General features: G+C 72.6%; 22 protein-coding genes, 2 tRNA genes and 2 pseudogenes. 21 read left to right on the top strand and 5 right to left on the bottom strand.

The annotated features are described in order from the left end of the window. Positions 1-15 precede the first annotated feature (15 nt). The 4 genes and pseudogenes from VKA29_RS27345 to VKA29_RS27330 all read left to right on the top strand — a co-directional run. Positions 16-468, top strand: a complete 453-nt coding sequence (locus VKA29_RS27345) for a TIGR02611 family protein (protein ID WP_324788657.1) — start codon at positions 16-18, stop codon at positions 466-468. A gap of 142 nt (positions 469-610) precedes the next feature. Then, positions 611-682, top strand: a tRNA-Val gene (locus VKA29_RS27340). A 1,244-nt stretch (positions 683-1,926) separates the two neighbouring features. Then, positions 1,927-2,665, top strand: a pseudogene (locus tag VKA29_RS27335) (ABC transporter substrate-binding protein); the annotation flags it as partial. Beyond that, positions 2,665-3,856 (top strand): annotated as a pseudogene (locus VKA29_RS27330) (Tat pathway signal sequence domain protein); the annotation flags it as partial. The pseudogenes VKA29_RS27335 and VKA29_RS27330, both read left to right, overlap by 1 nt. 64 nt (positions 3,857-3,920) lie before the next feature. Here VKA29_RS27330 and VKA29_RS27325 read toward each other — a convergent pair. Further along, entirely contained in the window at positions 3,921-6,275 is a 2,355-nt protein-coding gene (locus VKA29_RS27325) for an SCO7613 C-terminal domain-containing membrane protein (protein WP_324788656.1), read from the bottom strand. Positions 6,276-6,378: 103 nt separating this feature from the next. Between VKA29_RS27325 and VKA29_RS27320 the strand changes: the two genes are divergently transcribed. Next, positions 6,379-6,825 (top strand): SRPBCC family protein, encoded by a 447-nt coding sequence (locus VKA29_RS27320; protein ID WP_324788655.1) that lies wholly within the window; start codon positions 6,379-6,381, stop codon positions 6,823-6,825. A 39-nt stretch (positions 6,826-6,864) separates the two neighbouring features. Next, positions 6,865-6,936: transfer RNA gene (locus VKA29_RS27315), tRNA-Val, on the top strand. Between the two features lie 66 nt (positions 6,937-7,002). Here the strand turns inward: VKA29_RS27315 and VKA29_RS27310 are convergent. Beyond that, positions 7,003-7,728: a 3'-5' exonuclease gene (locus tag VKA29_RS27310; RefSeq protein ID WP_324788654.1), complete on the bottom strand. Its 726-nt coding sequence runs from the start codon at positions 7,726-7,728 to the stop codon at positions 7,003-7,005. Positions 7,729-7,896: 168 nt separating this feature from the next. On the opposite strand from VKA29_RS27310, the gene VKA29_RS27305 reads away from it, so the two are divergent. From VKA29_RS27305 to thrS, 3 genes are all read left to right on the top strand, one after another. Next, positions 7,897-8,463, top strand: a complete 567-nt coding sequence (locus VKA29_RS27305; RefSeq protein WP_324788653.1) for a DUF4365 domain-containing protein — start codon at positions 7,897-7,899, stop codon at positions 8,461-8,463. Next, on the top strand, positions 8,460-9,683 hold the full coding sequence (locus tag VKA29_RS27300; protein ID WP_324788652.1) for a hypothetical protein: 1,224 nt from the start codon (positions 8,460-8,462) through the stop codon (positions 9,681-9,683). Before VKA29_RS27305 ends, VKA29_RS27300 begins: the two co-directional genes overlap by 4 nt. Positions 9,684-9,764: 81 nt before the next feature. Beyond that, positions 9,765-11,741, top strand: coding sequence for a threonine--tRNA ligase (gene thrS, locus VKA29_RS27295; RefSeq protein ID WP_324788651.1), 1,977 nt, complete (start codon positions 9,765-9,767; stop codon positions 11,739-11,741). Positions 11,742-11,790: 49 nt separating this feature from the next. Here thrS and VKA29_RS27290 read toward each other — a convergent pair whose 3' ends face one another. Further along, complete coding sequence (locus tag VKA29_RS27290; RefSeq protein ID WP_324788650.1) at positions 11,791-12,447, bottom strand: potassium channel family protein; 657 nt, start codon at positions 12,445-12,447, stop codon at positions 11,791-11,793. A 67-nt stretch (positions 12,448-12,514) separates the two neighbouring features. Here VKA29_RS27290 and VKA29_RS27285 point away from each other — a divergent pair, with 67 nt between their 5' ends. Further along, positions 12,515-13,081: an HIT family protein gene (locus VKA29_RS27285; protein WP_324788649.1), complete on the top strand. Its 567-nt coding sequence runs from the start codon at positions 12,515-12,517 to the stop codon at positions 13,079-13,081. Between the two features lie 30 nt (positions 13,082-13,111). On the opposite strand, the gene VKA29_RS27280 is transcribed toward VKA29_RS27285, so the two are convergent. Continuing rightward, on the bottom strand, positions 13,112-14,770 hold the full coding sequence (locus VKA29_RS27280; RefSeq protein ID WP_324788648.1) for a hypothetical protein: 1,659 nt from the start codon (positions 14,768-14,770) through the stop codon (positions 13,112-13,114). A 232-nt stretch (positions 14,771-15,002) separates the two neighbouring features. Further along, positions 15,003-17,201 (bottom strand): elongation factor G-like protein EF-G2, encoded by a 2,199-nt coding sequence (locus VKA29_RS27275; RefSeq protein ID WP_324788647.1) that lies wholly within the window; start codon positions 17,199-17,201, stop codon positions 15,003-15,005. 241 nt (positions 17,202-17,442) lie between these two features. Here VKA29_RS27275 and pgsA point away from each other — a divergent pair, with 241 nt between their 5' ends. From pgsA to yajC, 11 genes are all read left to right on the top strand, one after another. Further along, positions 17,443-18,180 (top strand): phosphatidylinositol phosphate synthase, encoded by a 738-nt coding sequence (gene pgsA, locus VKA29_RS27270; RefSeq protein ID WP_324788822.1) that lies wholly within the window; start codon positions 17,443-17,445, stop codon positions 18,178-18,180. Beyond that, complete coding sequence (locus VKA29_RS27265) at positions 18,177-19,094, top strand: phosphatidylinositol mannoside acyltransferase (RefSeq protein WP_324788646.1); 918 nt, start codon at positions 18,177-18,179, stop codon at positions 19,092-19,094. The genes pgsA and VKA29_RS27265 overlap by 4 nt, the downstream gene beginning before the upstream one ends. Then, entirely contained in the window at positions 19,091-20,308 is a 1,218-nt protein-coding gene (locus tag VKA29_RS27260; protein WP_324788645.1) for a glycosyltransferase family 4 protein, read from the top strand. Before VKA29_RS27265 ends, VKA29_RS27260 begins: the two co-directional genes overlap by 4 nt. 443 nt (positions 20,309-20,751) lie before the next feature. Next, complete coding sequence (locus VKA29_RS27255) at positions 20,752-21,300, top strand: hypothetical protein (RefSeq protein WP_324788644.1); 549 nt, start codon at positions 20,752-20,754, stop codon at positions 21,298-21,300. Positions 21,301-21,434: 134 nt separating this feature from the next. Continuing rightward, positions 21,435-22,346: a pyridoxal 5'-phosphate synthase lyase subunit PdxS gene (gene pdxS, locus VKA29_RS27250; protein WP_324788643.1), complete on the top strand. Its 912-nt coding sequence runs from the start codon at positions 21,435-21,437 to the stop codon at positions 22,344-22,346. A 3-nt stretch (positions 22,347-22,349) separates the two neighbouring features. Then, positions 22,350-22,955 (top strand): pyridoxal 5'-phosphate synthase glutaminase subunit PdxT, encoded by a 606-nt coding sequence (pdxT, locus tag VKA29_RS27245; RefSeq protein ID WP_324788642.1) that lies wholly within the window; start codon positions 22,350-22,352, stop codon positions 22,953-22,955. Positions 22,956-23,033: 78 nt separating this feature from the next. After that, complete coding sequence (locus VKA29_RS27240; RefSeq protein ID WP_324788641.1) at positions 23,034-23,786, top strand: YebC/PmpR family DNA-binding transcriptional regulator; 753 nt, start codon at positions 23,034-23,036, stop codon at positions 23,784-23,786. Positions 23,787-23,905: 119 nt separating this feature from the next. After that, positions 23,906-24,445, top strand: a complete 540-nt coding sequence (gene ruvC, locus VKA29_RS27235; protein ID WP_324788640.1) for a crossover junction endodeoxyribonuclease RuvC — start codon at positions 23,906-23,908, stop codon at positions 24,443-24,445. Further along, the gene (ruvA, locus tag VKA29_RS27230; protein WP_324788639.1) at positions 24,442-25,047 is read left to right on the top strand and encodes a Holliday junction branch migration protein RuvA; all 606 of its coding nucleotides are present in this window, start codon (positions 24,442-24,444) and stop codon (positions 25,045-25,047) included. The genes ruvC and ruvA overlap by 4 nt, the downstream gene beginning before the upstream one ends. Positions 25,048-25,072: 25 nt before the next feature. Next, positions 25,073-26,143, top strand: coding sequence for a Holliday junction branch migration DNA helicase RuvB (ruvB, locus tag VKA29_RS27225; protein WP_324788638.1), 1,071 nt, complete (start codon positions 25,073-25,075; stop codon positions 26,141-26,143). Between the two features lie 190 nt (positions 26,144-26,333). Continuing rightward, positions 26,334-26,825: a preprotein translocase subunit YajC gene (gene yajC / locus VKA29_RS27220; protein WP_324788821.1), complete on the top strand. Its 492-nt coding sequence runs from the start codon at positions 26,334-26,336 to the stop codon at positions 26,823-26,825. The last annotated feature ends 119 nt before the right edge of the window (positions 26,826-26,944 follow it).

Genomic DNA, 26,944 nt, shown 5'->3' with positions numbered 1-26,944 from the left:
GTACAGTTTGGTCGTATGAATACGGGGAGTGACGGGTCCGGCGAGATCGCCGTGGCGGCGGACGGAATGGACGTGGGCGCGGCCCAGGACGAGCAGGGGCTCGGCTCGCGGGCCCCCGAATTCGTCAAAGCGCGCCGTGTGCTGCATCTGAGCTGGCAGGTCGGCGTTTTCGTGATCGGACTCGCGGTCGTGGGCGCGGGCATCGTGATGCTGCCGCTGCCCGGGCCGGGCTGGGTCGTGATCTTCGGCGGCATGGCCATCTGGGCCACCGAGTTCGTGTGGGCCCAGCTGGTGCTGCGCTGGACCAAACGCAAGGTCACCGAAGCGGCCCAGCGGGCGCTCGACCCCAGGGTGCGGCGCCGCAACCTGACGCTGACGGCGATCGGCCTCGTGATCGTGGTGGTGCTGAGCGGGATCTACCTGTGGAAGTTCGGCGTCGTCATGCCCTGGAAGATCAAGGATCAGTGATCCGCCGCGGGGACGCCTCGCCGCCCGCCCCGGCGGACAGCGGTCACCGTCAGTCACCGGTGCTGCCGCTGCCGTCGCCGCGCCTGCTGTCACCGCTGGTCACGGGCACCCACTGACATGGGGTAATGTTCTTTCTGCGTCCGGGCGATTAGCTCAGTGGGAGAGCGCTTCGTTCACACCGAAGAGGTCACTGGTTCGAACCCAGTATCGCCCACCCGGAACGGCGGCCCACCTGCGTCAGCGCAGGTGGGCCGCCGTCGTGTCCGGCCCGGACGCGAGGGCTGGGTTGCAGGCGCGGATGGTGCAGCGCGGGATCCCGCGTGGCGGGATGCGGGTGCCTCGGTCCGGACGATGCCGCGGCAAGGGACGCCGTAACGGCGCTGATCAGCGACGACCGGCGGCGACTGGCGACGATCAGCGGCGACTGGCGCGGGCGGGCGGGCCAGGCCCCCTCGGGACGGTTGGGCGCCCGTGGTCGGCCGTTCGCGGGCCGCTCGTCACCTCGACGACATCGGTCGGCGACTGGGCGTGCACCGGGTGTGGGGCCGTGCCGGTCGACGTGCTCACGAGCGAGGCGCAGGGGCGAGGCGCGAGGCATGCCTGAGGGCGCGGCGTTGAGCGGCCGGGGCGGTGAAGTCCGGCAACGGTCGGCGGGGCCCTGAGAGCCGCCTGGGATGCGGCGAGGCCGGAAAGTGCCGTCGGTGGCCCGGCAGGGGCGCGCCGCACCGGCCACAGCCCCCTCCGTGCCGCCCGCCCGGAAGCGTCGGCTCGTCCCCGACGGCCGGGTGCGCGCCACGTCGGGCGCGGTGCGCCACGCGCCGCTGCACCGCGTCGGCGACGATGCCCTCCGGACGTCGCGTCCGGTGCCGCCCGGAGGGCATCGTCGCCGACGGCCGGGCGACGCGAGCCCCTGGCTGTCCGCCGCCCCCAGGTCCCCCATCCGATCGCCTGCCGCCTGCCGCCTGCCGCCTGCCGCCTGCCGCCTGCTGTGTGCTGGGCGGCGAGAGGCGCCGGCCGTGCCCCGCCGCGTCGGGGACGGTGCCCGGCGCCGCCGGCCCGGCGTTCGCCGGAGACCGCCAGGGCTCGGAGTCACCGCGCACGGACGTGCCCGCGCTCGGGTGCGCCCGTCACCGCGCCCGGCGTGGAACACACGACCGTCCGTCCCGCTCCTGGCGCCCGGTCACCTCCGCGCATCCTGCCCGCGGCAAGGTCCGACCCCACGCCGCCCCGCCGTCGCCCCCGGCAAGGTCCGACCTCCGCCCCCGGCAGGTCCGGCCCCCGCCTCTCCTCACCCCGCGGCGGATTCCCGCCGGGGCTCACTCGCGCCGTGCCGGAGCGGCCCCGCTGCGTTCGGTCCGTCGATCATGTGGCCCTCACCTGCGACGCCTCCCCGTCCGCCGTGCAAGCGCTTACTCGAAGCGATTCGTGCACGTGGCTAGAGAAGCCGGGGGCCCAACTGTGGGAACGGGCGGGAATGTTGAGAGGCGCACGATCCTGAAGGCGGTCGGCGCCGGGGCGGCCGCTCTGGGCCTCGCCGCGACGACGGGCTGCGGCGGCGACAGCGGGACGTCGGCCGACTGGACGGTGACGATCCGTTACTCGTGGTGGGGCGCCGGCGAGCGGGCCAAGAAGATCAATCAGAGCATCGACCTCTTCGAGAAGAAGTACCCGAAGATCAAGGTCAAGACGTACTTCCAGGACTACGTCTCTTTCTGGGAGAAGTTCCAGACGCAGGCCTCCGGCGGAAATCCTCCGGACGTTTTCCAAAACGCCGTCACTTTTCTCCGCAAGTACGACAGGAGAGGTGTTCTGCTCGACCTCAAGTCGCAGATCGACGCGGGATATCTGAGCCTCGACAACTTCCGCGCGGGCGTCACGAAGGTCGGCGAGGTCGACGGCAAGCAGCTCGGCGTCCCCGTCGGCTCCAACACCATGGCGCCGGTCGTCGACAAGAAGGTCTTCCAGAAGGCGGGCGTCGAGCCGGATACGGGCTGGACCTGGGACGACTAGCTGCCGGGCGACACGGGCTACTTCAGCATCATGTACCTGTACGACCTGTACCTGCGCCAGAACGGGAAGGGCGTTCTACACCAAGGACGGACCGGGCTTCGACAAGGCCGACCTGACGGAGCGGTGGCAGCACGGCTACAACCGAGTGAAGGCGGGCCTCGTCACCGACCCCGAGATCGTCGCGCAGGATTCTGGGCCAACGAGTCGACCCCGAGCGCGGAGATCCTGGCCGAACAGCCTGTTCGCCGAACCCGACCGCTCCACCCCGGCCAAGGCGAAGATCGAGGACCACCTCGACTTCCTCTTCGCCTACTGCAAGGACCAGGTGGAGACGCGCCGTTGGTACGGCTTCTGGGACTACGGCGACATCATGCACACCTACGACACCGTCCGGCCCGTCTGGCGGTACGGCATCGGCGGCTACGCCTGGGACAACTCCGGGCTCTCGCCCGACGTCTGGCTCTGGTACGCCTACCTCAGAAGCGGCCGCGCCGACATCTTCCGCTTCGCCGAGGCCATGACCCGGCACACCGGCGAGGTCGACATCTACCACCTCGCCTAGTGGGCGGGCCTCGGCACCCGGCACGGCGTCCAGCACTACGCCGACAGCGCCAAGCAGGCCGACGAACGCGTCGGCGACCTCATGCACGCCAACGTGGACTCCGACGAGACGTTCCTCGTCCTCGACCCGCTGCGCAAGGTGCGCACCGACCCCTGCACGCCCGACCGGCACGCCCTGTCGGTCGGCTTCGGCGCCGACTGGAGCGGCCTGGTGTCGGCCTGGCTGACCGAGTGGGAGCGCAAGGGCCCCGAGTGGGAGAAGGTCAGGGCGCGCGTGCTGTCCACCATGAAGGGCATCGCCGCCCAGCCCAACGGCTTCGTCCAGGGCAGCGGGCTGTACGACCTGGACACGGGCGAGTTCGCCGTCGCCGACAGGCCCGTGGTGTCGGTGTCCCACCTCTCGGCCGTCTTCGGCCTCAACGAGCTGTGCGCCGAGCTGATCCACCTCGTCGACATACCGGAGTTCAAGGACACCTACCTGGACTACTGCCGCTGCTTCAACGCCGCCAAGGCCGAGCAGGCCGCCCGCTACGGCTCCGACTTCGGGACGCTGCCGCTGTTCCAGGGCCACTCGCGCCTCGACGCCTTGGCCGCCCTCCAGACCGGCGACGAGGCCCTCGCCAAGCAGGCGTGGGCCAAGTTCTACGGCTCCGACGGCTACCCGGAGTCCGCGCCGTGGAAGACCGAGCGGCTCAGCGGCCCGGCCACCCTGGTCGCGGGCAGCGAGGCGAGCTGGGTGTCCACCAACGACACCGCGCTCTCCGGCCTCGCCGCCATCGAGAACCTGGCCCTGCTCGGCGACAGGATGCCGTCCTGACGGCCCCGGTGCCTGCCCGCTGCCGGACCGGGCCGGCCCGGTCCGGCACCGGGCAGGCAGGCACTCAGTTCATCCTCCCCAGCACCTCCCGCACCCGCCGGACGTCCCGGAGGCGGCTCTCGTACGTCGCGCCGAGCGCGAGCAGCAGCAGGCCGGCGAGGGCGGGAGGCACCCAGCGGGGCAGCGCGTCCGTCACCTGCACCACGTAGGGCGCGAGTTCGTGCAGCGCGTCCAGCACCAGCACCGAGCCGCCGAGCAGCAGTGGCGCCCGAAGCCGGTGCCGGGCGCCGGCCAGGGTGACCACAAGCGCGCCCGTGCCGAGCAGCAGCGGACGGATGACGTGCGGGTCGGCCCACGCGGCGGCGAGCGAGGGCAGCAGCGTGACGGCGAGCCCCGGGCCGTACGCCGTCCAGGACGAGGCCTCCGGATCGCGCCGCCTGCGCAGGACACCGACGACCAGCGCCGGGACGGTGACCGGGAGCGTGTACGCCTCGGGCGCCGTGACGTCCCAGGCCGCCAGGCGGACCCAGCCGGCCAGGACGAACAGCACGGCGGCCGCGTAGCCGGCGTTGCGGCGTCCGGGGCGGAGCGCCGTGCCCGCCGTGATCACCCCCAGCAGGGCCAGCACCAGGGCGAGCATCGGGGCGTCGTAGGCCGCGAGCCCGATCGCGAGCAGCCCGGCCGCCGCTCCCGCCGCCTCGATCGGCACGGTCGCCCACGAGCTGCCCAGCCCCGCGGCGAACAGGGCCGCGGCCGCCGGGACCGCCAGCACCAGCAGGGCCGTGTGCTGCGGCTGCCACCCGGCGGCGGCGCCCGTCGCGCAGCTGAGGGCGGCGGCGTACGCGAGCGCGGCCGGTGCCGCGACGGGGGCGAGCCGGGACAGACACGCGGCCGCCGCGAACAGCGCCGCCAGCAGGGACAGGACGGTCAGGGTCGGGGTCCGGGCGGCCAGGGACAGGAAGGCCAGACCGGCCGACGTGACGAGCGCCAGAACGGTCGCGGTGTGCCGCGCGGAGGTGAGGGCGGCCGCCGCCAGGACTCCCGCCGCGACCAGCCCCTGCAGCAACAGCCCGGCCGCGTACGGCACCTGGAGCACGGCCGGGAGGACCAGCGCCGTCGCCCACACCAGTGTCAGCGCGGCGGCCAGGGCACGTGGACGCCGGGCCGCGTCACAGACCGCCGACACCGACACCGAGACCGCGGCGACGACCGCCAGGACCACCGGCACCGCCACCGCGTGCGACGGCCAGGGCAGGTCGGCCGTGACGGCGGCGCGGGCGTCCGACGGCGCGCCGGACCACACCCGTCCCGCCCAGGAGACCGGCCCCAGCAACGTCACCGCCACGACCGGGAGGGCCCACAGCAGCGCCAGGCCCTGGACGCCGGCCGAGGCGCCGGTCAGGCCGCGCCGCACCGGCTCGGGCAGCGGCGCCCGCACGGCCGCCAGCAGGGCGACGCCGCAGACCAGATGGGCGGGCACCGTCCAGTCCGCCGGCAGTGTCACACGCAGCGTCCCGCCGAGGGCCGCGACCAGCAGCACGCCGCCCACCAGCGCGTTCCCCGTGGCGAGGAGCGGCTTCACCGGCCGCCAGGAGGAGACGAGGGCGATCGCCGCCGCGAGGAGCAGAAGCGCCGCCGCCCGGGTGGCGGCGCCCGGACCGGCCGCGCTCCAGGACAGCCAGAGGGCCCCCGCCACACCGCAGCCGCCCACGCCGTACGCGCCGCAGACGGCGGTCAGCCGCACGGCCCTGCCGGTCGCCCTCAGAGCCGGCACGGTGTCGAACCCGGCCGTCACCAGCAGGGCGGCCGTGACGCCGTACGGGCCCGCCGCGGCCGCGATCGCCCACAGCACCGGCGTGGCCTGCGCCGCGACCAGCGCCGCCGGAGCCGGCAGGCGCAGGCCGGAGGTGCCGGGCAGCAGCCCGTACGCCGCCCACAGCACGGCCAGCACCGCCGAGGCCGCCGCCGCGTACCCGGTGGCGTCGGTGCCGGTCAGCGCCGCCTCGTGCAGCGCGTACGAGTCCAGCACCGTCAGCGCCAGCGCCAGGCCGGCCACCGACTCCGCCGTCGACCGCAGCCCCCGCTTCAGCAGCGGCGCGGGCGCCGCCAGCGCGGCCAGCGTCACCGCGCCGAGCACGGCGGCCCGTCCGGCGATGCCCAGATGCCCCCAGCTGACCAGCGTGAACGCCGTCGCGGCGATGACCAGCAGCACGCCGCCCAGCAGGAGCAGCACGTTCTGCACCCGCGGCGCGCCTGCCTCGGAGCGGGGTTGCGGGGCGGGCGCCGTCGGCGCCGCCGGCCGCAGGGCGGCGACCAGCCAGGCGCGACGGGCCAGCAACTGCGCCCGCCGGGCGTCCAGTCGCCACAGCTCGGCGTCGATCAGCCGGAGTTCCTCCGCCGGAGGTGGAAGGTGGGTCATGCCCTGGAGTGTGGTCCGGGCCACGGCCCGGGGCATGAGCGTGGGTACTCAAGGACGTACTCAGACCAGGCGCGGGACGTGCCCGCGCGGGCACACTGCCCCCATGGACTGGACGCGCTACCGCTTCCGCACCTTCTGGCGCCTGCCCGCCCCGCCCGCCGCCGTGTACCGGGCGCTGGAGCGGGCCGAGGACTATCCGCGCTGGTGGCGGCAGATCCGCGAGGTCACCAGGATCGACGACACCAGCGGCGTCGTCCGCGTCCGGTCGGCCCTGCCGTACGACCTGACGTTCACCGCCCGCGCGGCGCGGCGCGACCCCGTGGCCGGGGTGCTGGAGATCTCCATGACCGGCGACCTGGACGGCTGGGCGCGCTGGACGCTCGGCGCGGACGGAACCGGCACCCTCGCCCGCTACGACCAGCTCGTCGTGGTGAACAAGCCGCTGCTCAGGCGGTTGGCGGTACCGGGGCGCCCGCTGTTCCGGGCGAACCACCGGCTGATGATGCGGGACGGGCGGCGGGGCCTGGCGGCCTACCTGGAAGCGGTTTGAAGGAACCCGGCGGGGGCCTGTATTGTTCAGTGCGTTCCCGGGCGATTAGCTCAGTGGGAGAGCGCTTCGTTCACACCGAAGAGGTCACTGGTTCGAACCCAGTATCGCCCACCGGGAAAAGCCGGTCCGCCATCGCGGACCGGCTTTTTTGTCCGCCCGCGCGGCGTCGCCGGGCGCCTACGCGGCCGCCGGCAGCTCCGGGCGCAGCGGCCAGTCGGTGCTCACCGCCTCCGGGGTGCCGCTGCGCGCGAACCACGCCTGGAGCCCGCGCGCCTGCGCCGCGTGCCAGGTCACCTGGAGGGTGTGCAACTCGGCGGGGGACAGGCGCTCCAGCCGGGCCGCGAAGCGGCGCCCCACCGCCCGGACCACCTCCAGGGCCGCCAGGGCGTCGGCCGCCGCGTCGTGCGCGCCCTCCAGCGTGACCTCGTAGTGCGCGCACAGGTCGGCCAGGGTGCGGCGGCCCTTGCGGTAGCGGTCGAGGTGCTTGTCGAGCACCCGCGGGTCGAGGACGCACAGCCGCGCCGGATCCAGCCACCGGCCGAGTGCCGAGGCGCGGTGCCGACGCAGTTCGCGGTCCAGCAGCGTCAGGTCGAACGGCGCGTTCATGACGACCAACGGGCGTCCCCGGGAGGCATGTTCGGCCAGTTCCTCGGCTATCTCGTACACCACCGGCGCCGGCCAGCGACCGTTCGCCTGAAGGTGCCGCTCCGTCAGCCCGTGCACCGCCGTGGCCGACTCGGGCACCGGCACGCCCGGGTTCACCAGCCAGCGCCTCACCCGGGGCCTCGCGCCCGGGGCGTCCTGGACGACGACGGCGGCCGACACGATCCGGTCGGTCTCCACGTCCACGCCCGTGGTCTCCGTGTCGAAGGCGGCCAGGGGCCCCTCGTACCAGCACGTCATGACTACCCAACTCCTCGCACAGCGGCCATCGCTGACGTCCCGTCTTCTACCGTTTCGGTGATACCCGGGCTGTTTGCGCAGTACGCCGGAAGGACACAACAGGAGTACGGGTCTTTGCAGTTCACAGGCCCGAAGCGGGGAGACCCCCGGCACGGAAGGCTGTTGGTCATGGCGACAGCGCAGCCCGAGCGGGGCGGGCTGCCGCCCGGCCACGCGGGCCCTCATCGCGGCACCCTCGCCACCACCGCCTGCATGGAGACACTGCAGGTCGGCTATCTGCACGCGGTCGTGGCGGCCGCGGGCTGCTCGCTGTCCCAGCCGTTCCCCGACACCGGCATCGACTGGCACGTCAGCCACAGCGCGCCCGGGCACACGGTCGACGACGAGGTGACCATCAAGGTCCAGCTGAAGTGCACGTACCAGGTCCCGCCGAACCCCCCGGGCCGCTCCTTCTCCTTCTCGCTCGACAACGACCATCTGCGCAAACTCGCGCGCACCCCGGTCGCGGTGCACAAGATCCTGGTCGTGATGCTGGTCCCCAGGTCGCGTGAGGACTGGCTGCGGGCCGGCCACGACCGCCTCGACCTGCGGCACTGCTGCTACTGGGTCAACCTCGCCGGCCACCCGGTCACCGGCCGCACCCGGACCACCGTGCGGATCCCGACCTCACGCATCTTCGACGACCATGCGCTGTGCGAGATCATGACGCGGGTCGGGACGGGAGGCAGACCGTGACGCACCGTCCGGCCGAGGGGCCGCTGCGCCCCGTACGACCGCATCCCGCCGAGGCGGCGTGGCACCGGCCCCCGGAACCCGGCCTGGTCGACCCCGCCGTGCTCGGCGCCCTGCTGCGCCGGCACGGCTGGCAGCGGCGCGGCGGAGCCGCCGGACGGTACGGCCGCTGGACCTCGCCCGGTCCGGGCCGCGGCACGAGCCTGCTGGTGCCGGTCGGCCGCGCCTTCCCGGACAGCGACGACCTGCTCGCCGAGGCGCTCCTCGCGCTGACCCGCAGCGGTACGCCGTCCGCCCGCGAGGTGCTGCTCGCCCTGGCCGTGCCCAGCGACGAGGTCCGCTGGTGGCGGGACGTCCCGGCGGGACCCGCCGGCGCCGCCCCCTGGACGGCCGAGGAACAGCTGCGCGCCGCGGCCCGCCGGACGCTGCTCGCCGGCGCCCTCGCCGCACGCGCGCCCGCCGGCTACCACGGCGCCCGGCACTGCCGCTCCGCCGCCGCGATGCTGGAACACGTGCTGGTCGGTCCGGCGGCCGGCGGGGACCGGCTGACCGCCTTCGTGCCCGTGCACGCCGGGCGCCCGCTCGCGGTGTGCCTGAGCCGGGCCCTGCACGCGGCCCGCGAGGCCGTCGACCACGGGCGGGCCACCGGCTCGATGGACGCCTTCGACGGCGCCGTGCGGGCCGGCGTCAGCCGTGAGCTCACCGAGGCGCTGATCGCCCTGGTGCGCGGCACCCAGGGCGCCCGGATCGCCGTCGAGTGGGCGCCCGCCGCAGGGGCCCCGGGGGACTCCGCGCCCGCCGCCGCACCGGTCGAGTTCTCTCCGGGCGACCTGCCCGTGCTGCGTGAGGCCGGCGCCCGGTATCTGCGCCGGGAGCCGTCCGAAGCCGTGCGGATCACCGGCGCGGTGGTGCGGATGCGCCGGTCGGGGCCGGGCGGCGAGGGCAGCGTGCGGCTGCGCGTGCTCGCGGGCGCCGAGGTCGCGCACGTCCGGCTGACCCTGCGGGAGGAGGACTACCGCACCGCCGGGCAGGCGCATCTCGACGGAGTGCCGGTGCGGGTGCGGGGACGGCTGGAGAGCAGGGGCGGCTTCCGGCGGCTGACGGGCGCCGGGGAAGTGGTTCCGGTGCAGGTGGACGAGGCGGAGCGGGAGCGCCTGATGAAGGTTCTGCGGGAGAGCCCGGACCCGGTCGCCGAGGCCGGCGAGAGCCGGGGATTTCGCTAAGCAGGGGGCCGGGTCGGTACGATCCGGTAGTGCGCGCGCTCCTGGTATGGCGCCGCTACCACCTTCAGGCAGGAGAGACCGGTGTCAGACGTCCGTGTGATCATCCAACGCGATTCCGAGCGGGAAGAGCGCGTGGTGACGACGGGCACCACGGCCGCCGAGATCTTCGCGGGCGAGCGGTCGGTCATCGCCGTACGCGTGGGCGGCGAGCTCAAGGACCTGTCGTACGCGCCCGCGGACGGCGAGACCGTGGAGGGCGTCGAGATCTCCTCCGAGGACGGTCTGAACATCCTGCGCCACTCCACCGCGCACGTCATGGCGCAGGCCGTGCAGGAGCTGTTCCCCGAGGCCAAGCTGGGCATCGGCCCGCCCGTCAAGGACGGCTTCTACTACGACTTCGACGTCGACCGGCCCTTCACGCCCGAGGACCTCAAGGCCGTCGAGAAGAAGATGCAGGAGATCCAGAAGCGCGGGCAGAGGTTCGCCCGCCGGGTCGTCACCGACGAGGCCGCCCGCGAGGAACTCGCGGACGAGCCGTACAAGCTGGAGCTGATCGGCCTCAAGGGCTCGGCCTCCCACGACGACGGCGCCGACGTCGAGGTCGGCGCGGGCGAGCTGACCATCTACGACAACCTGGACGCCAAGACCGGCGAGCTGTGCTGGAAGGACCTCTGCCGCGGCCCGCACCTGCCCTCCACCCGCCTCATCCCGGCGTTCAAGCTGATGCGCAACGCGGCCGCCTACTGGCGCGGCAGCGAGAAGAACCCGATGCTCCAGCGCATCTACGGCACCGCCTGGCCGTCCAAGGACGAGCTGAAGCAGTACCTCGACTTCCTCGCCGAGGCCGAGAAGCGCGACCACCGCAAGCTGGGCAACGAGCTCGACCTGTTCTCCATCCCGGAGCAGATCGGCTCCGGCCTCGCCGTCTTCCACCCCAAGGGCGGCATCGTCCGCCGCGTGATGGAGGACTACTCGCGCCGCCGCCACGAGGAGGAGGGCTACGAGTTCGTCTACACCCCGCACGCGACGAAGGGGAAGCTCTTCGAGACCTCGGGCCACCTGGACTGGTACGCCGACGGCATGTACCCGCCCATGCAGCTCGACGAGGGCGTGGACTACTACCTCAAGCCCATGAACTGCCCGATGCACAACCTGATCTTCGACGCGCGCGGCCGGTCCTACCGCGAACTGCCGCTGCGCCTCTTCGAGTTCGGGACCGTGTACCGGTACGAGAAGTCGGGCGTGGTGCACGGTCTGACCCGTGCCCGCGGCTTCACCCAGGACGACGCGCACATCTACTGCACCCGCGAGCAGATGGCGGACGAGCTCGACAAGACGCTCACCTTCGTGCTGAACCTGCTGCGCGACTACGGCCTGACCGACTTCTACCTGGAGCTGTCCACCAAGGACCCGGAGAAGTTCGTCGGCTCCGACGAGGTGTGGGAGGAGGCCACCGAGACCCTCCGGGAGGTCGCCGAGAAGCAGGGCCTGCCGCTCGTCCCCGACCCGGGCGGCGCCGCCTTCTACGGTCCGAAGATCTCCGTCCAGGCCAAGGACGCCATCGGCCGCACCTGGCAGATGTCGACCGTCCAGCTCGACTTCAACCTGCCGGAGCGCTTCGACCTGGAGTACACGGCGGCCGACGGCAGCAAGCAGCGCCCGGTCATGATCCACCGCGCGCTGTTCGGGTCGATCGAGCGATTCTTCGCCGTCCTGCTCGAGCACTACGCGGGTGCCTTCCCGGCCTGGCTGGCCCCGGTGCAGGCGATCGGCATCCCGATCGGCGACGCGCACGTGGAGTACCTGCAGAAGTTCGCCGCCGCGGCGAAGAAGCAGGGCCTGCGCGTCGAGGTGGACTCCTCCTCCGACCGCATGCAGAAGAAGATCCGCAACGCCCAGAAGCAGAAGGTGCCCTTCATGGTCATCGCGGGCGACGAGGACATGTCGAACGGCTCGGTGTCCTTCCGCTACCGCGACGGCTCGCAGGAGAACGGCATCCCGTTCGACGAGGCCATCGCCAAGATCGAGAAGATCGTCCAGGAGCGGGTCCAGGTCTGACCCGGCACGCCACGGTCCCCCGGGCAGCCGGCCGACGCCGTCGCGTCGGTCAGCTGCCCGGGGGCCTCTCTTCGCCCTCGCGGGCGAAGACGTGCAGCAGCCAGGACGCGAAGGTGCCGGTCACGGCGCCGAGCAGGGCCACCCCGACGATCATCAACCCGACCGCGATCACCCGCCCCAGCGGTGTGACCGGCGCGATGTCGCCGTAGCCGACCGTCGCGAGGGTCGAGCACGTCCACCAGACGGCGTCGCCGAAGGTGCGCATGGTCGCGTGCGGCGCGCCGCGCTCCTGCTGGTAGACGGCGAGGGCGCCGCCGAAGCCGAGCAGCGAGACGGAGATCCCCGCGTAGGCCATGACGCGCGCGTGCAGGGCGAGCCGCGGCCGCCCGCCCCGCTGCTGCACGCCTTCGTACAGCCTGACGACCCGCACCGGACGCAGCAGCGGCAGCACCAGCACCAGGGTGTCCAGCCAGTGCGTCCGCACGAAGCGCGGCCCCTGCCCGCTCAGCCGCCAGCGCACCGCGTAGTCGACGGCGAACAGCGTCCAGCAGCCCAGCGTGAGCGCCAGGCACAGGTTCAGCCAGACATCCGGCAGACCGTTGTCCAGGACGCGGACCGCGTAGGAGGCGAGGAACACCAGTGACGCGGCAGCGAGCGGCAGCCCGGTGCGCCTCTCCCAGCGGGCCGTGCGGCTGTTGTCGTCCACCGGCCCAGCTTGGCCCGCGGCCGGCTCCGGCGGCCCCCGGCGACACGCTCCGAACGGGCGACGCCATATGCTGCACTGCATGACGAGTGAGCCCGAGCAGCAGTGGGGAGTGGGCACCCAGGACGCGTTCCAGCGCCTGTGGACGCCCCATCGGATGGCCTACATCCAGGGTGAGAACAAGCCGAGCGGCCCGGGTGCCGGCGACGGCTGTCCCTTCTGCTCGATCCCGGCCAAGTCCGACGAGGACGGCCTGATCGTCAAGCGCGGCGAGCAGGTCTACGCGGTGCTGAACCTGTACCCGTACAACGGTGGCCACCTGATGGTCGTCCCCTACCGGCACGTCGCCGACTACACCGACCTCACCGACCCGGAGACGGTCGAGCTCGCCGCCCTGACCAAGCAGGCGATGACGGCGCTGCGCACCGCCTCCGGCGCCCACGGCTTCAACATCGGCATGAACCAGGGCTCGGTCGCCGGGGCCGGCATCGCGGCCCACCTCCACCAGCACATCGTGCCCCGCTGGGGCGGGGACACGAACTTCATGCCCGTGGTCGGTCACACCAGGGTGCTGCCGCAGCTGCTGGCCGACACGAGGAAGATGCTGGCGGAGTCCTGGCCCGGCCGGGGCGTCTGAGCCCGGCCGGACCTCCGGGACACCGAGCCGTCAGGCGTCGTAGGTGTCGGCCTTCTTCGGCGCCGCCTCCTGGACCGCGCCGCTGAGGGCCGACGACCGCGACTTGAACTTCTCGATGTTCACGCGGTGCTCCTGAAGCACCTGCAACGCGGCGTGGTGGACCCGCCGGAGGACCGGCGTGGCCGCGCGCAGCACGTCGTCGCTCATGAAGCGGTGGCCCCAGGGCTGGTCGGCCCAGGCATGCCGCAGACCGAACGGCTCGGGCAGGCCTATGGAGCCGCCGAGCCAGTTCAGCAGGGGCGGGTTCCAGCGCATGGCGGCGCGGGCGGACAGCCGTACCACCTCGTCCGGAGTGACCAGCGGCAGGTTGATCTTCCGGGTCTCCCAGAACTTGACGGTCTTGGAGACCTCCTTGGTCGGGGCCGAGGGCTTGCCGTAGAACAGGCCGTTCACCGGGCCGAGGGCATGGCCGGTGACCTCGATGCGCAGCGTCTCCTTGAGCACGGTGACGGTGATCATCATGGTGATGATCAACTGGCTGTCCCACAGGGCCCACTGCACTCCCAGGTAGTGCCGGTCGCCGCTGTCGAACTGCTTGTGGTTGCAGATGCTCTCCATGGCGCTCGGCTTGACCTGGTACCCCTCCACGTCCGGTCCATCGGGCCGGGAGACCTCCTTGGCGTCCGGGGCGACCGGGGTGACGACCCAGTCCCGCACGTCGGGCGGCGGGAAACCGCCCGTCTTCAGGCGCTGACGCGGAAGCAGCTTCAGCTCGTCGTGTATGGCGCGGACCACCGTCCAGCTGCGGAACTCGTGGATGGCCTTCTGAGGGTCGGCCGGCTCCAGCTCCTCGGCGAGGTGCCAGGCGCCCCAGCGCGTCCCCATGCCGAGTATGCCCTTGCGGCCGGCGTAGAAGACCGAGTTGGACTGCTGCTCGGCGTTCAACTTGGCCAGCGACTGCCGCAGTTGCTCGGCCGCGGTCTCGTCGGGCTTGCTCGGTACGGCCTCCGGGACGGCGGCGCCGACGTTGCTGCCGGACAGCAGGCCGTTCCACCGCTCCCGCAGGTCCTTCGCGGTGCGCTCGCAGATCTGCTTCGCCAGGAACCAGCCGACCACGGGCGCGACGACCGCCCCGCGCGCGTACCACCCCCACAGGCCGGCGAACGGCAGCCGGACCAGGAACAGCACCGCCAGGGCCCCGACCGCGACGAGCAGGACGGTGGCCATGCCGGAGACCCGCTTGTCCTCCTGCCGGGCCATGGTGGCCCGCAGCTGGAACACCAGCAGCCAGACCAGCAGGCCGGGCAGGAACAGCACCCCGCACAGCAGCATGATCGCGGTGAGCTTGCGGTCGCGGTCACGGCGGATGCGGTTGGCCGCCAGACAGTGGTCGACGACCACCTGCGGCTCCATCCCGAAGGACTGTATGAGGGGCTTGCGGCCGGCTCCCAGCATGCGGCTGATCACCGCCTGGGAGAACGCCTCACCGAGGTTGGGACGGAAGATCTTCGCCCAGGGGCGTCCCGTGTTGACCGTCGTCTGGTGCCACTCGTTGTCGGCCTTCTTGATCTCCTCGATCGGCCCGTCCCGGTAGGCCGCAGAGGCCAGCGCGAAGGTCGCCGTCAGACTCCCTCCGGTCCGCGGCTCCTGCGGACCGAAAAAGTCCGAGTAACTCGCGTCAACGGTCATTCCCGCCCCCGATCGCCGCGCGGTTTCGCCTATGCGGCTCTTCCCGACTTCCTTGCTCCGCACACCTGTTGATCAGTTCGTCATGGTGTCCCGTGACAACTTGATCAGGTAGTCGTCAGCGTATCCGCAGGCGCGGAGGTTCGTCGGCGGACGGCCGAAGCCGCCCGCCGACACGGGAGCGGAGCGTTCCCCGCGGGTTCCGCACGGGCCGCCGAAGAGCGCCCGGCGCCCGCTACGCGGAGTCGCGCGCCTCTTGACGGATCCTTTCGGCGATCTGCGGGGGCATCGGTTCGTGCCGCGCGTAACGGCGGCTGAACCGCGCGGTCCCGTGCGAGAGGGAACGCAGGTCGACGGCGTACCGCCCGATCTCGATCTCGGGCACCTCGGCCCGGACGACCGTGCGGCCGCCGCTGGTCTGCTCGGTGCCGAGCACCCGGCCGCGCCGCCCGGACAGGTCGCTCATCACGGCGCCCACGTAGTCGTCGCCGACCAGGACGCTCACCTCGGCCACCGGCTCCAGCAGATGGATCTTCGCGTCGGCCGTGGCCTCCCGCAGCGCGAGCGCGCCCGCCGTCTGGAACGCGGCGTCGGAGGAGTCCACCGAGTGCGCCTTGCCGTCGAGCAGCGTGACCCGGACGTCGATCAGCGGATAGCCGGCCGCCACCCCCTTGGCCGCCTGGGCGCGCACGCCCTTCTCGACCGACGGGATGAACTGCCGCGGCACCGCGCCGCCGACCACCTTGTCCACGAACTCGATGCCCGAACCGCCCGGCAGCGGCTCCACCTCGATCTCGCAGATGGCGAACTGCCCGTGCCCGCCGGACTGCTTCACGTGCCGTCCGCGCCCGCCGGCCTTCCCGGCGAACGTCTCGCGCAGGGAGACCTTGTGCGGGACGACGTCGACCTGGACGCCGTAGCGGTTGCGCAGCCGTTCCAGCGCGACGTCCGCGTGCGCCTCGCCCAGGCACCACAGCACCACCTGGTGGGTGTCCTGGTTCTGCTCCAGGCGCATCGTCGGGTCCTCGGCGACCAGCCGGGCCAGGCCCTGGGAGAGCTTGTCCTCGTCCGGCTTGCTGTGCGCCTGGATGGCGAGCGGCAGCAGCGGGTCGGGCATCTCCCACGGCTCCATCAGCAGCGGGTCGTCCTTGGCGGACAGCGTGTCCCCGGTCTCGGCGCGGCCGAGCTTGGCCACGCACACCAGGTCGCCCGCGACGGCGTGCGTCACCGGGCGCTGCTGCTTGCCGAAGGGGGTCGACAGCGCGCCGATGCGCTCGTCGACGTCGTGGTCCTCGTGCCCGCGGTCGGCCAGGCCGTGGCCGGAGACGTGCACCGTCTGGTCGGGGCGCAGGGTCCCGGAGAAGACGCGGACCAGCGACAGACGGCCGACGTAGGGGTCGGAGGAGGTCTTGACGACCTCGGCGACCAGCGGGCCGTCGGTGTCGCACGGCTTCAGCTCGCGCGGCCGGCCGTCGACGGTGGTGACGCCCGGCGTGGGGTGCTCGAACGGTGTCGGGAACCCGCCGGTGATCAGGTCCAGCAGTTCCACGGTGCCGAGCCCCTGCCGGGCGCCCTCGGCCGCGGGCGCGGCGGCCAGCACGGGGAAGAACACCCCGCGCGCGACGGCCCGCTCCAGGTCCTCGACGAGCGTCTTGACGTCGATCCGCTCACCGCCGAGGTAGCGGTCCATGAGGGTCTCGTCCTCGCTCTCCGAGATGATCCCCTCGATCAGCCGGTTGCGGGCGTCCGCGAGCTGCGGCAGCCGGTCCTCGCCCGGCTCGGACTCCTTGCGCTCGCCGGTGGAGTAGTCGAACAGCCGCTGCGACAGCAGGCCCGTCAGTCCGGTCACGGGCGCGTGCCCGTCGGGACCCTGCGGGCCGTGCAGCGGGAGGTACAGCGGCAGCACGGCGTCGGGGTCGTCGCCGCCGAAGGCCTCCGCGCAGATCCGCGTCATCTCCTCGAAGTCCGCCCGCGCGGCCTCCAGATGCGTGACCACGATCGCCCGCGGCATGCCGACGGCCGCGCACTCGTCCCACACCATCCGCGTCGAGCCGTCCACGCCGTCGGAGGCGGAGACGACGAAGAGGGCCGCGTCCGCCGCTCGCAGACCGGCCCTGAGCTCCCCGACGAAGTCGGCGTATCCGGGGGTGTCGAGCAGGTTTATCTTGATGCCGTCCCATTCGACGGGCACCAGGGAGAGCTGCACCGAGCGCTGCTGCCGGTGCTCGATCTCGTCGTAGTCGGAGACGGTGCCGCCGTCCTCCACGCGGCCCGCCCGGTTCACCGCTCCCGCCGTGAGCGCGAGAGCTTCCACCAACGTGGTCTTGCCCGATCCGCTGTGGCCGACCAGCACCACATTCCTTACGGACGCGGGGTGGTCGGCCGCTGTAGCCCTGCCGGCGGCTCCGGGGTGTGGGTTCGCCTTGTCGCCCATGATCCTGCCTCCCGTGACGGTGAGGTCACTGTGGGCGCGGACATGCGGAGCCTGCCCGGACTTCTCCGGGAGGTGCCCCGGCGGTGACGGCTCCGGTGACGCCCGCGGTCATTCGAGCTTTGCACTCCCGTCACGGTGCGTCCATACGACGGCGGTGATCGTGCCCGTAGGTCCCTGCGCAAGCGGCCGCCGGTCCCCCCTTCGAGTGCCCGGCCGTCGCACCCCCACGCGCGTGGCTACGATGGGCCAGCCGGTGGCCAGCAGGGGCCGCGCGGCCACACCGACCCTCGGGAAGGCCATGCTGAACAAGTACGCGCGTGCATTCTTCACGCGTGTCCTCACACCGTTCGCCGCGTTTCTGATCCGACGGGGCGTCAGCCCCGACACGGTCACGCTCATCGGCACCGCCGGAGTGGTCGCGGGCGCGCTGGTCTTCTACCCCAGGGGCGAGTTCTTCTGGGGCACGGTCGTGATCACACTGTTCGTGTTCTCCGACCTCGTCGACGGCAACATGGCCCGCCAGCTCGGCCGCTCCAGCCGCTGGGGCGCGTTCCTCGACTCCACGCTCGACCGGGTCGCCGACGGCGCCGTCTTCGGCGGGTTCGCCCTGTGGTACGCGGGCGGCGGCGACGACAACGTCCTGTGCGCGGTGTCCATCTTCTGCCTCGCCAGCGGCCAGGTGGTGTCCTACACCAAGGCCCGCGGCGAGTCGATCGGCCTGCCGGTCGCCGTCAACGGCCTGGTCGAGCGTGCCGAGCGCCTGGTGATCTCGCTGGTGGCGGCCGGTTTCGCGGGCCTGCACAAGTTCGGCGTCCCCGGCATCCAGTACCTGCTGCCCGTCGCCCTGTGGATCGTGGCCGTCGGCAGCCTGGTCACGCTGATCCAGCGGGTCGTCACCGTCCGCCGGGAATCCGCCGAGGCGGAGGCCGCCGCGGACGGCCGGGACAACACCGCGCAAGGGCGCGAGGCGGCGAAGTGAGCGCCCGTGACCGGCTGACGGACGGGCTGTACGGCCTCGGCTGGGGCATGGTCAAGAAGCTCCCCGAGCCCGTCGCGGTGCGCCTCGGTCGCGGCATCGCCGACCTCACCTGGAAGCAGCGCGGCAAGGGCGTGCTGCGGCTGGAGAGCAACTACGCGCGCGTGGTGCCGGGCGCGAGCCCCGAGCGCCTGGCCGAGCTGTCCCGCGCCGGCCTGCGCTCGTACCTGCGCTACTGGATGGAGTCCTTCCGGCTGCCCGCCTGGAGCGCCGAACGCATCAGGAACGGCTTCGCCCCGAAGGACCTGCACTACCTGACCGACGGGCTCGCCGCCGGCCGCGGCGTCGTCCTCGCGCTGCCCCACATGGCCAACTGGGACCTGGCCGGAGCCTGGGTCACCACCGCGCTCGGCACGCCGTTCACCACGGTCGCCGAACGCCTGAAGCCCGAGACGCTCTACGACCGCTTCGTCGCCTACCGCGAGGGCCTCGGCATGGAGGTCCTGCCGCACAGCGGCGGCACCGCCTTCGGCACGCTGGCCCGGCGGCTGCGCGACGGCGGCCTGGTCTGCCTGGTCGCCGAACGCGACCTGTCCTCCTCCGGCGTCGAGGTGACGTTCTTCGGCGAGGCCACCCGGATGCCGGCGGGCCCCGCGCTGCTCGCCCAGCAGACCGGCGCGCTGCTGCTGCCGGTGACCCTCTGGTACGACGGCTCGCCGGTGATGCAGGGACGCGTGCATCCGCCGGTCGAGGTCCCCGAGACAGGTACCCGGGCGGAGAAGACGTCTGCCATGACACAGGCGCTGGCCGACACCTTCGCCACGGGGATCGCCGAACATCCGGAGGACTGGCACATGTTGCAGCGGTTGTGGCTCGCGGACCTGGAACCCCGCCCGTCGGACGGGGAGCGCCCGTGAGGATCGGCATCGTCTGCCCCTACTCCTGGGACGTGCCCGGCGGCGTCCAGTTCCACATCCGCGACCTCGCCGAGTACTTCATCCGCCTCGGCCACGAGGTCTCCGTCCTGGCCCCGGCCGACGACGACACCCCGCTGCCGCCGTACGTCGTCTCGGCCGGGCGCGCGGTCCCGGTGCCGTACAACGGCTCGGTCGCCCGCCTGAACTTCGGCTTCCTCAGCGCCGCGCGGGTGCGCCGGTGGCTGCACGACGGCCACTTCGACGTGGTGCACATCCACGAGCCGACGTCGCCGTCGCTGGGCCTGCTGACCTGCTGGGCCGCGCAGGGCCCGATCGTGGCCACCTTCCACACGTCCAACCCGCGCTCCCGGGCGATGCTCGCGGCGTACGCCATCCTGCAGGCGGCGCTGGAGAAGATCAGTGCCCGGATCGCGGTCAGCGAGTACGCCCGCCGCACGCTCGTCGAACACCTCGGCGGCGACGCGGTCGTCATCCCCAACGGCGTCGACGTCGACTTCTTCGCGCGCGCCGAGCCCAGGCCCGAGTGGCAGTCGGACGAGGCGCGGGGCTCGGCCGAGGGCGGTGCCGGGGGAGGTGAGGGCGGCACGATCGGCTTCATCGGCCGCATCGACGAGCCCCGCAAGGGCCTGCCGGTGCTGATGAAGGCGCTGCCGAAGATCCTCGCCGCCCGCCCGCGGACCCGGCTGCTGGTCGCGGGCCGGGGCGACGAGGAGGAGGCGGTCCGGTCGCTGCCCGCCGAGCTGCGCTCCCGCGTGGAGTTCCTCGGCATGATCAGCGACGAGGACAAGGCGCGCTTCCTGCGCAGCGTCGACCTGTACGTCGCCCCGAACACCGGTGGCGAGAGCTTCGGCATCATCCTCGTCGAGGCCATGTCGGCGGGCGCCCCCGTGCTCGCCTCGGACCTGGACGCCTTCGCCCAGGTGCTCGACCAGGGCACGGCGGGGGAGCTGTTCCCCAACGAGGACTCCGACGCGCTCGCCGAGGCGGCCGTCCGCCTTCTCGCGGACCCGGCCCGCCGGGCCGAGCTGCGGGAGCGGGGGAGCGTGCACGTACGGCGCTTCGACTGGTCGACGGTCGGCGCGGACATCCTGTCGGTGTACGAGACGGTGACCGACGGCACGTCGGCGGTGGCGGCGGCCGAGGACGACGGAACCCGCGGCCTCCGCGCACGCTTCGGCCTGGCCCGGGACTGAGCGACCCCACGACCTGAGAGCCGGCGCGAACCGGGCCCGGCGCGAACCGGGGCCCGGCGCGGGCTGCGGACCCCGGCCCCCGGCACCGGGCGGGGCCGTGGGTGCGGGCCCGGCGTGGCGGGTTCTGGGCGGCCGGGCGCGGTTGTCCGTTGCGTCGGCCTGCGCCGGTTCCCGGGGCCGGTTCACAGGGCCGGGTACGGGCGTGTGAGGGGCCGGGCCCGCGCCGGGAGGGGCTCGGCGGCCGTGGCCGGTGCGGGGGCGGCCGTCCCCCGAGACGTCCGTCCCCGCGGCAGCGGTGAGGCGGTGGTCCGCGGAGACGGGGACCCGCGTCCGGGGCGTCCGGCCCGTCTGGCCCGTCTGGCCCGTCCGGCGTTCCCGGATGACCGTCCCACCGAGCCCACCGCGGCACCCGGCGTCGGTGTCGGCGCGTAATCTTGCCGCCCGTGACCGCAACCCTCATCTGGACCCTCGTCGTCCTCGTCGCGATCGGCCTGTACCTGAGCTGGACGGCCGGCCGGCTCGACCGGCTGCACTCCCGGATCGACGCGGCCCGCGCCGCGCTCGACGCGCAACTGCTGCGCCGCGCCTCCGTGGCCCAGGAACTCGCGACCTCCGGCGTCCTCGACCCGGCCGCGTCGATCGTCCTGTACGAGGCCGCGCACGCCGCCCGGCAGGCCGAGGAGGACCAGCGGGAGGTCGCCGAGAGCGAGCTCAGCCAGGCGTTGCGGGCGGTGTTCGCCGAGCCGGCCCAGGTGGAGGCGGTGCGCGCGGCGCCCGGCGGCGAGGAGGCCGCGCACGAACTCACCGAGGCCGTGCGACGCGTCCCGATGGCCCGGCGCTTCTACAACGACGCGGTGGGAGCCGTGCGCCGGCTGCGCGAGCACCGCAAGGTCCGCTGGTTCCGGCTGGCCGGGCACGCCCCCTTCCCGATGGCCTTCGAGATGGACGACGAGCCGCCGACGGCGCTGGCCGACCGGGCGGCCCAGACCTGACCGGCGGCCGCCGTGCGCCCCCCCCGCGAGGGGAAAAGGATCCACCGGCTTGCCATTGGCCCTTGCTGTGGACTGGTCCACTCGCGTTTCCTCGGTGCTCGCAGCAACCCTCTTTCACCGAGTGAGGTAAACCCGTGTCCAGCACGCTCTCCGAAAACCAGGCCCCCGAGACCGGCACCGCCCGCGTGAAGCGCGGCATGGCCGAGCAGCTCAAGGGCGGCGTGATCATGGATGTCGTCACGCCGGAGCAGGCGAAGATCGCCGAGGACGCGGGCGCCGTCGCCGTCATGGCACTGGAGCGGGTCCCGGCCGACATCCGCAAGGACGGCGGCGTGGCCCGCATGTCCGACCCGGACATGATCGAGGGCATCATCGAGGCCGTCTCGATCCCGGTCATGGCCAAGTCCCGCATCGGCCACTTCGTCGAGGCCCAGGTCCTGCAGTCCCTCGGTGTCGACTACATCGACGAGTCCGAGGTCCTCACCCCGGCCGACGAGGTCAACCACTCCGACAAGTGGGCCTTCACGACCCCGTTCGTCTGCGGCGCCACCAACCTCGGCGAGGCCCTGCGCCGCATCGCCGAGGGCGCGGCCATGATCCGCTCCAAGGGCGAGGCCGGCACCGGCAACGTCGTCGAGGCGGTCCGCCACCTGCGCCAGATCAAGAACGAGATCGCCCGCCTGCGCGGCTACGACAACAACGAGCTGTACGCCGCCGCCAAGGAGCTGCGCGCCCCCTACGAGCTCGTCAAGGAGGTCGCCGAGCTCGGCAAGCTGCCGGTCGTGCTGTTCTCCGCCGGCGGCGTGGCCACCCCCGCCGACGCCGCCCTGATGCGCCAGCTCGGCGCCGAGGGCGTCTTCGTCGGCTCCGGCATCTTCAAGTCCGGCGACCCGGCCAAGCGCGCCGCCGCCATCGTGAAGGCCACCACCTTCTACGACGACCCGAAGATCATCGCGGACGCGTCCCGCAACCTCGGCGAGGCCATGGTCGGCATCAACTGCGACACCCTGCCCGAGTCCGAGCGCTACGCCAACCGCGGCTGGTAACCCATGAACACTCCTGTCATCGGCGTCCTGGCCCTCCAGGGCGACGTACGGGAGCACCTCATCGCCCTGGCCGCGGCCGATGCCGTGGCCAGGCCGGTGCGGCGCCCCGAGGAACTCGCCGAGGTCGACGGCCTGGTCGTCCCCGGCGGCGAGTCCACCACCATCTCCAAGCTGGCCGTCCTCTTCGGCGTGATGGAGCCCCTGCGCGCCCGCGTGCGGGCCGGGATGCCCGTCTACGGCACCTGCGCGGGCATGATCATGCTCGCCGACAAGATCCTCGACCCGCGCTCCGGCCAGGAGACCGTCGGCGGCATCGACATGATCGTGCGCCGCAACGCCTTCGGACGCCAGAACGAGTCCTTCGAGGCGGCGGTCGACGTCAAGGGCGTCGTGGGGGACCCTGTGGAGGGCGTCTTCATCCGCGCCCCGTGGGTCGAGTCCGTCGGGGCCGAGGCCGAGGTGCTCGCCGAGCACGACGGCCACATCGTCGCCGTCCGCCAGGGAAACGCGTTGGCCACGTCCTTCCACCCGGAACTGACCGGCGACCACCGCGTGCACGGCCTCTTCGTCGACATGGTGCGCGCGAACCGGGCAGCGGAGTCCTTGTAGGATCTCGGGGGGTCCCCCCCGGTCCTTCAGGCCCGGGGGAGTTCGTTATGTGGATGGTTACGCGAAGGAGACAGGCAGATGTCCGGCCACTCTAAATGGGCTACGACGAAGCACAAGAAGGCCGTGATCGACGCCAAGCGCGGCAAGCTCTTCGCGAAGCTGATCAAGAACATCGAGGTCGCGGCGCGGATGGGCGGCGTCGACCTCGACGGCAACCCGACGCTCTACGACGCCGTCCAGAAGGCCAAGAAGCAGTCGGTCCCGAACAAGAACATCGACTCCGCGATCAAGCGCGGCGGTGGTCTCGAGGCGGGCGGCGCCGACTACGAGACGATCATGTACGAGGGCTACGGTCCGAACGGTGTCGCGGTGCTCATCGAGTGCCTCACCGACAACCGCAACCGCGCCGCCTCCGACGTCCGCGTCGCCATGACCCGCAACGGCGGCTCCATGGCGGACCCGGGCTCGGTGTCGTACATGTTCAGCCGCAAGGGCGTCGTCATCGTCCCCAAGGGCGAGCTGACCGAGGACGACGTGCTCGGCGCCGTCCTGGACGCGGGCGCCGAGGAGGTCAACGACCTCGGCGAGTCCTTCGAGGTGATCAGCGAGGCCACCGACCTGGTCGCGGTCCGCACCGCCCTCCAGGACGCCGGGATCGACTACGACTCCGCCGAGTCCAGCTTCGTGCCGTCCGTCCAGGTGGAACTGGACGAGGACGGCGCCAAGAAGATCTTCAAGCTGATCGACGCGCTGGAGGACAGCGACGACGTGCAGAACGTCTTCGCCAACTTCGACGTCAGCGACGAGATCATGGAGAAGGTCGACGCCTGATCCGGGGGCGGTTCCTCGCCCTTCGTCGTGACCCCGTCCGGCCCTCCCTTCATGTCGGGCCGCCGCATTGTCGGTGGCACCCGATAGCCTGCACGAACAGGCGGGCGAAGGGAGGGCACGTGCGCGTACTGGGGGTGGACCCCGGACTGACCAGGTGCGGTGTCGGCGTGGTCGAGGGGGTCGCGGGCCGGCCGCTCGCCATGGTCGCCGTCGGAGTCGTCCGCACACCGCCGGACGCCGATCTGGGGCACCGCCTGGTCGCCATCGAGCAGGGCGTCGAAGAATGGCTGGATCTGCACCAGCCCGAATACGTCGCCGTGGAGCGGGTGTTCAGCCAGCACAACGTGCGCACGGTGATGGGGACCGCCCAGGCCAGCGCCGTCGCCATGCTCTGCGCCGCCCGCCGCGGCATCCCCGTCGCCCTGCACACCCCCAGCGAGGTCAAGGCCGCCGTCACCGGTTCCGGCCGCGCCGACAAGGCCCAGGTCGGCGCCATGGTCACCCGGCTGCTCCGGCTCGACGCGCCGCCCAGACCCGCCGACGCCGCCGACGCCCTCGCCCTCGCCATCTGCCACATCTGGCGCGCCCCCGCCCAGAACCGGCTGCAGCAGGCCGTCGCCCTGCAGGCGGCCAGAGCATCGAAAGGCCGTAGCGCATGATCGCCTTCGTCAGCGGACCGGTCGCCGCCCTCGCCCCCGACTCCGCGGTCGTCGAGGTGGGCGGGATCGGCATCGCCGTCCAGTGCACGCCGAACACGCTCTCCGGGCTGCGCGCGGGCCAGCACGCCAGACTGGCCACCTCCCTGGTCGTCCGCGAGGACTCGCTCACCCTGTACGGCTTCGCCGACGACGACGAGCGCCAGACCTTCGAGCTGCTGCAGACCGCCAGCGGCGTCGGCCCACGCCTGGCCCAGGCGATGCTGGCCGTGCACTCCCCGGACGCCTTGCGCCGAGCCGTCTCCACCGGCGACGAGAAGGCGCTCACCGCCGTCCCCGGCATCGGCAAGAAGGGCGCCCAGAAGCTCCTGCTGGAGCTCAAGGACCGCCTCGGCGAGCCGGTCGGCGCCCCGGCCGCCGGCCCGGCGGCCGGCGGCGGCTGGCGCGACCAGCTGCACGCCGCGCTGGTCGGCCTCGGGTACGCCACCCGCGAGGCCGACGAGGCCGTGGCCGCCGTGACCCCGCAGGCGGAGGCCGCCGAGGGCACCCCGCAGGTCGGCCGGTTGCTGCGGGCCGCCCTGCAGACCCTGAACCGAGCCCGCTGACCGACCCGACCCCGAGGCACACCACATGAACTGGGACGACCCGACCGACGCCGCCGCCCCCGAGCGGCTGGTGGCCTCCGTCGCCGATCGCGAGGACCAGGCCGTCGAGGCCGCCCTGCGCCCCAAGGACCTGGGCGAGTTCATCGGCCAGGAGAAGGTCCGCGAACAGCTCGACCTCGTCCTGCGCGCCGCACGCGCGCGCGGCGCCACCGCCGACCACGTGCTGCTGTCCGGCGCCCCGGGTCTCGGCAAGACCACCCTCTCCATGATCATCGCGGCCGAGATGGGCGCCCCCATCCGCATCACCTCCGGCCCGGCCATCCAGCACGCCGGCGACCTGGCCGCGATCCTGTCCTCCCTGCAGGAGGGCGAGGTCCTCTTCCTCGACGAGATCCACCGCATGTCCCGGCCCGCCGAGGAGATGCTGTACATGGCGATGGAGGACTTCCGCGTCGACGTCATCGTCGGCAAGGGCCCCGGCGCCACCGCCATCCCCCTCGAACTCCCGCCGTTCACCCTGGTCGGCGCCACCACCCGGGCGGGCCTGCTGCCGCCCCCGCTGCGCGACCGCTTCGGCTTCACCGCGCACATGGAGTTCTACGAGCCCGCCGAACTCGAGCGCGTCATCCACCGCTCGGCCGGCCTGCTCGACGTCGAGATCGAGGGCGACGGCGCCGCCGAGATCGCCGGCCGCTCCCGCGGCACGCCCCGCATCGCCAACCGCCTGCTGCGCCGCGTGCGCGACTACGCGCAGGTCAAGGCCGACGGCATCGTCACCCGGGACATCGCCGCGGCGGCCCTCGCGGTGTACGAGGTCGACGCCCGTGGCCTCGACCGCCTCGACCGCGCCGTGCTGGAGGCGCTGCTCAAGCTGTTCGGCGGCGGACCCGTCGGCCTGTCCACGCTCGCCGTCGCCGTGGGGGAGGAGCGGGAGACCGTCGAGGAGGTCGCCGAACCCTTCCTCGTGCGGGAGGGCCTGCTCGCCCGCACCCCGCGCGGGCGGGTCGCGACGCCCGCCGCATGGGCGCATCTCGGCCTCACCCCGCCCGGCACGGGGATTGCGGGAAACGGACAACAGGACCTGTTCGGGACGTGACGCCTTCGTGACGGCGCGGGCATTGGCCGGTGCAGGAACCCAGGTGCCATGCTGAGCGTTGTTCCCTGCGCGGGGACTCGCTTAGACTCCGCCGATGCCGCCGTTGTCGACGGCATACACACCCCCATCCAACAGGCCGCTGTCCGCCGCGGTCGTGCGAAGGAAATTCCGTCCCGTGAATAACATCGGCATGCTCCTCCCGTTCATCGTGCTCATCGGGGCCATGTTCCTCATGACCCGCTCGGCCAAGCGCAAGCAGCAGCAGGCCGCGCAGATGCGCAACGAGATGCAGCCCGGCAGCGGCGTCCGCACCATCGGGGGCATGTACGCGACGGTCAAGGAGGTCAACGAGGAAACCGTCCTCCTCGACGCCGGCCCGGGTGTCGAGCTCCTCTTCGCGAAGAACTCCATCGGTGCCGTCCTCACCGACGACGAGTACAACCGCATCGTGCACGGCATCGAGCACGACCTGAAGTCCGACGCCGACGTCGTCCCCGACGACGCCTCCTCCCTCACCGAGACCGACGACTCCGCCGACGAAGCTGCCGCCGCCTCCGACGACAAGTCCGTCGACCTCGGCAAGAAGGACGCGCCCGAGGAGCCGGCCGACGAGGCCCCGGCCGCCGAGGCGAAGGCGGACGACGATCCGAAGAAGACCGACGGCGACTCCGACGCGAAGTAGCCGTGCCCCGGGGCGCGCGGACAGGCACCGCGCGCCCCGGATCATGCGCGGTTAGCACGGGATCCCGACACCATGTCATGGCCGCCCGCCCGCAGACCCGGCGCGCGGCGGCCCGAGAG

Source organism: Streptomyces sp. H51, assembly GCF_035656535.1.
Taxonomy (GTDB): domain Bacteria; phylum Actinomycetota; class Actinomycetes; order Streptomycetales; family Streptomycetaceae; genus Streptomyces.
Note: the sequence above shows the minus strand (reverse complement) of the source record. Positions and strands in the feature narration are given on the sequence as shown.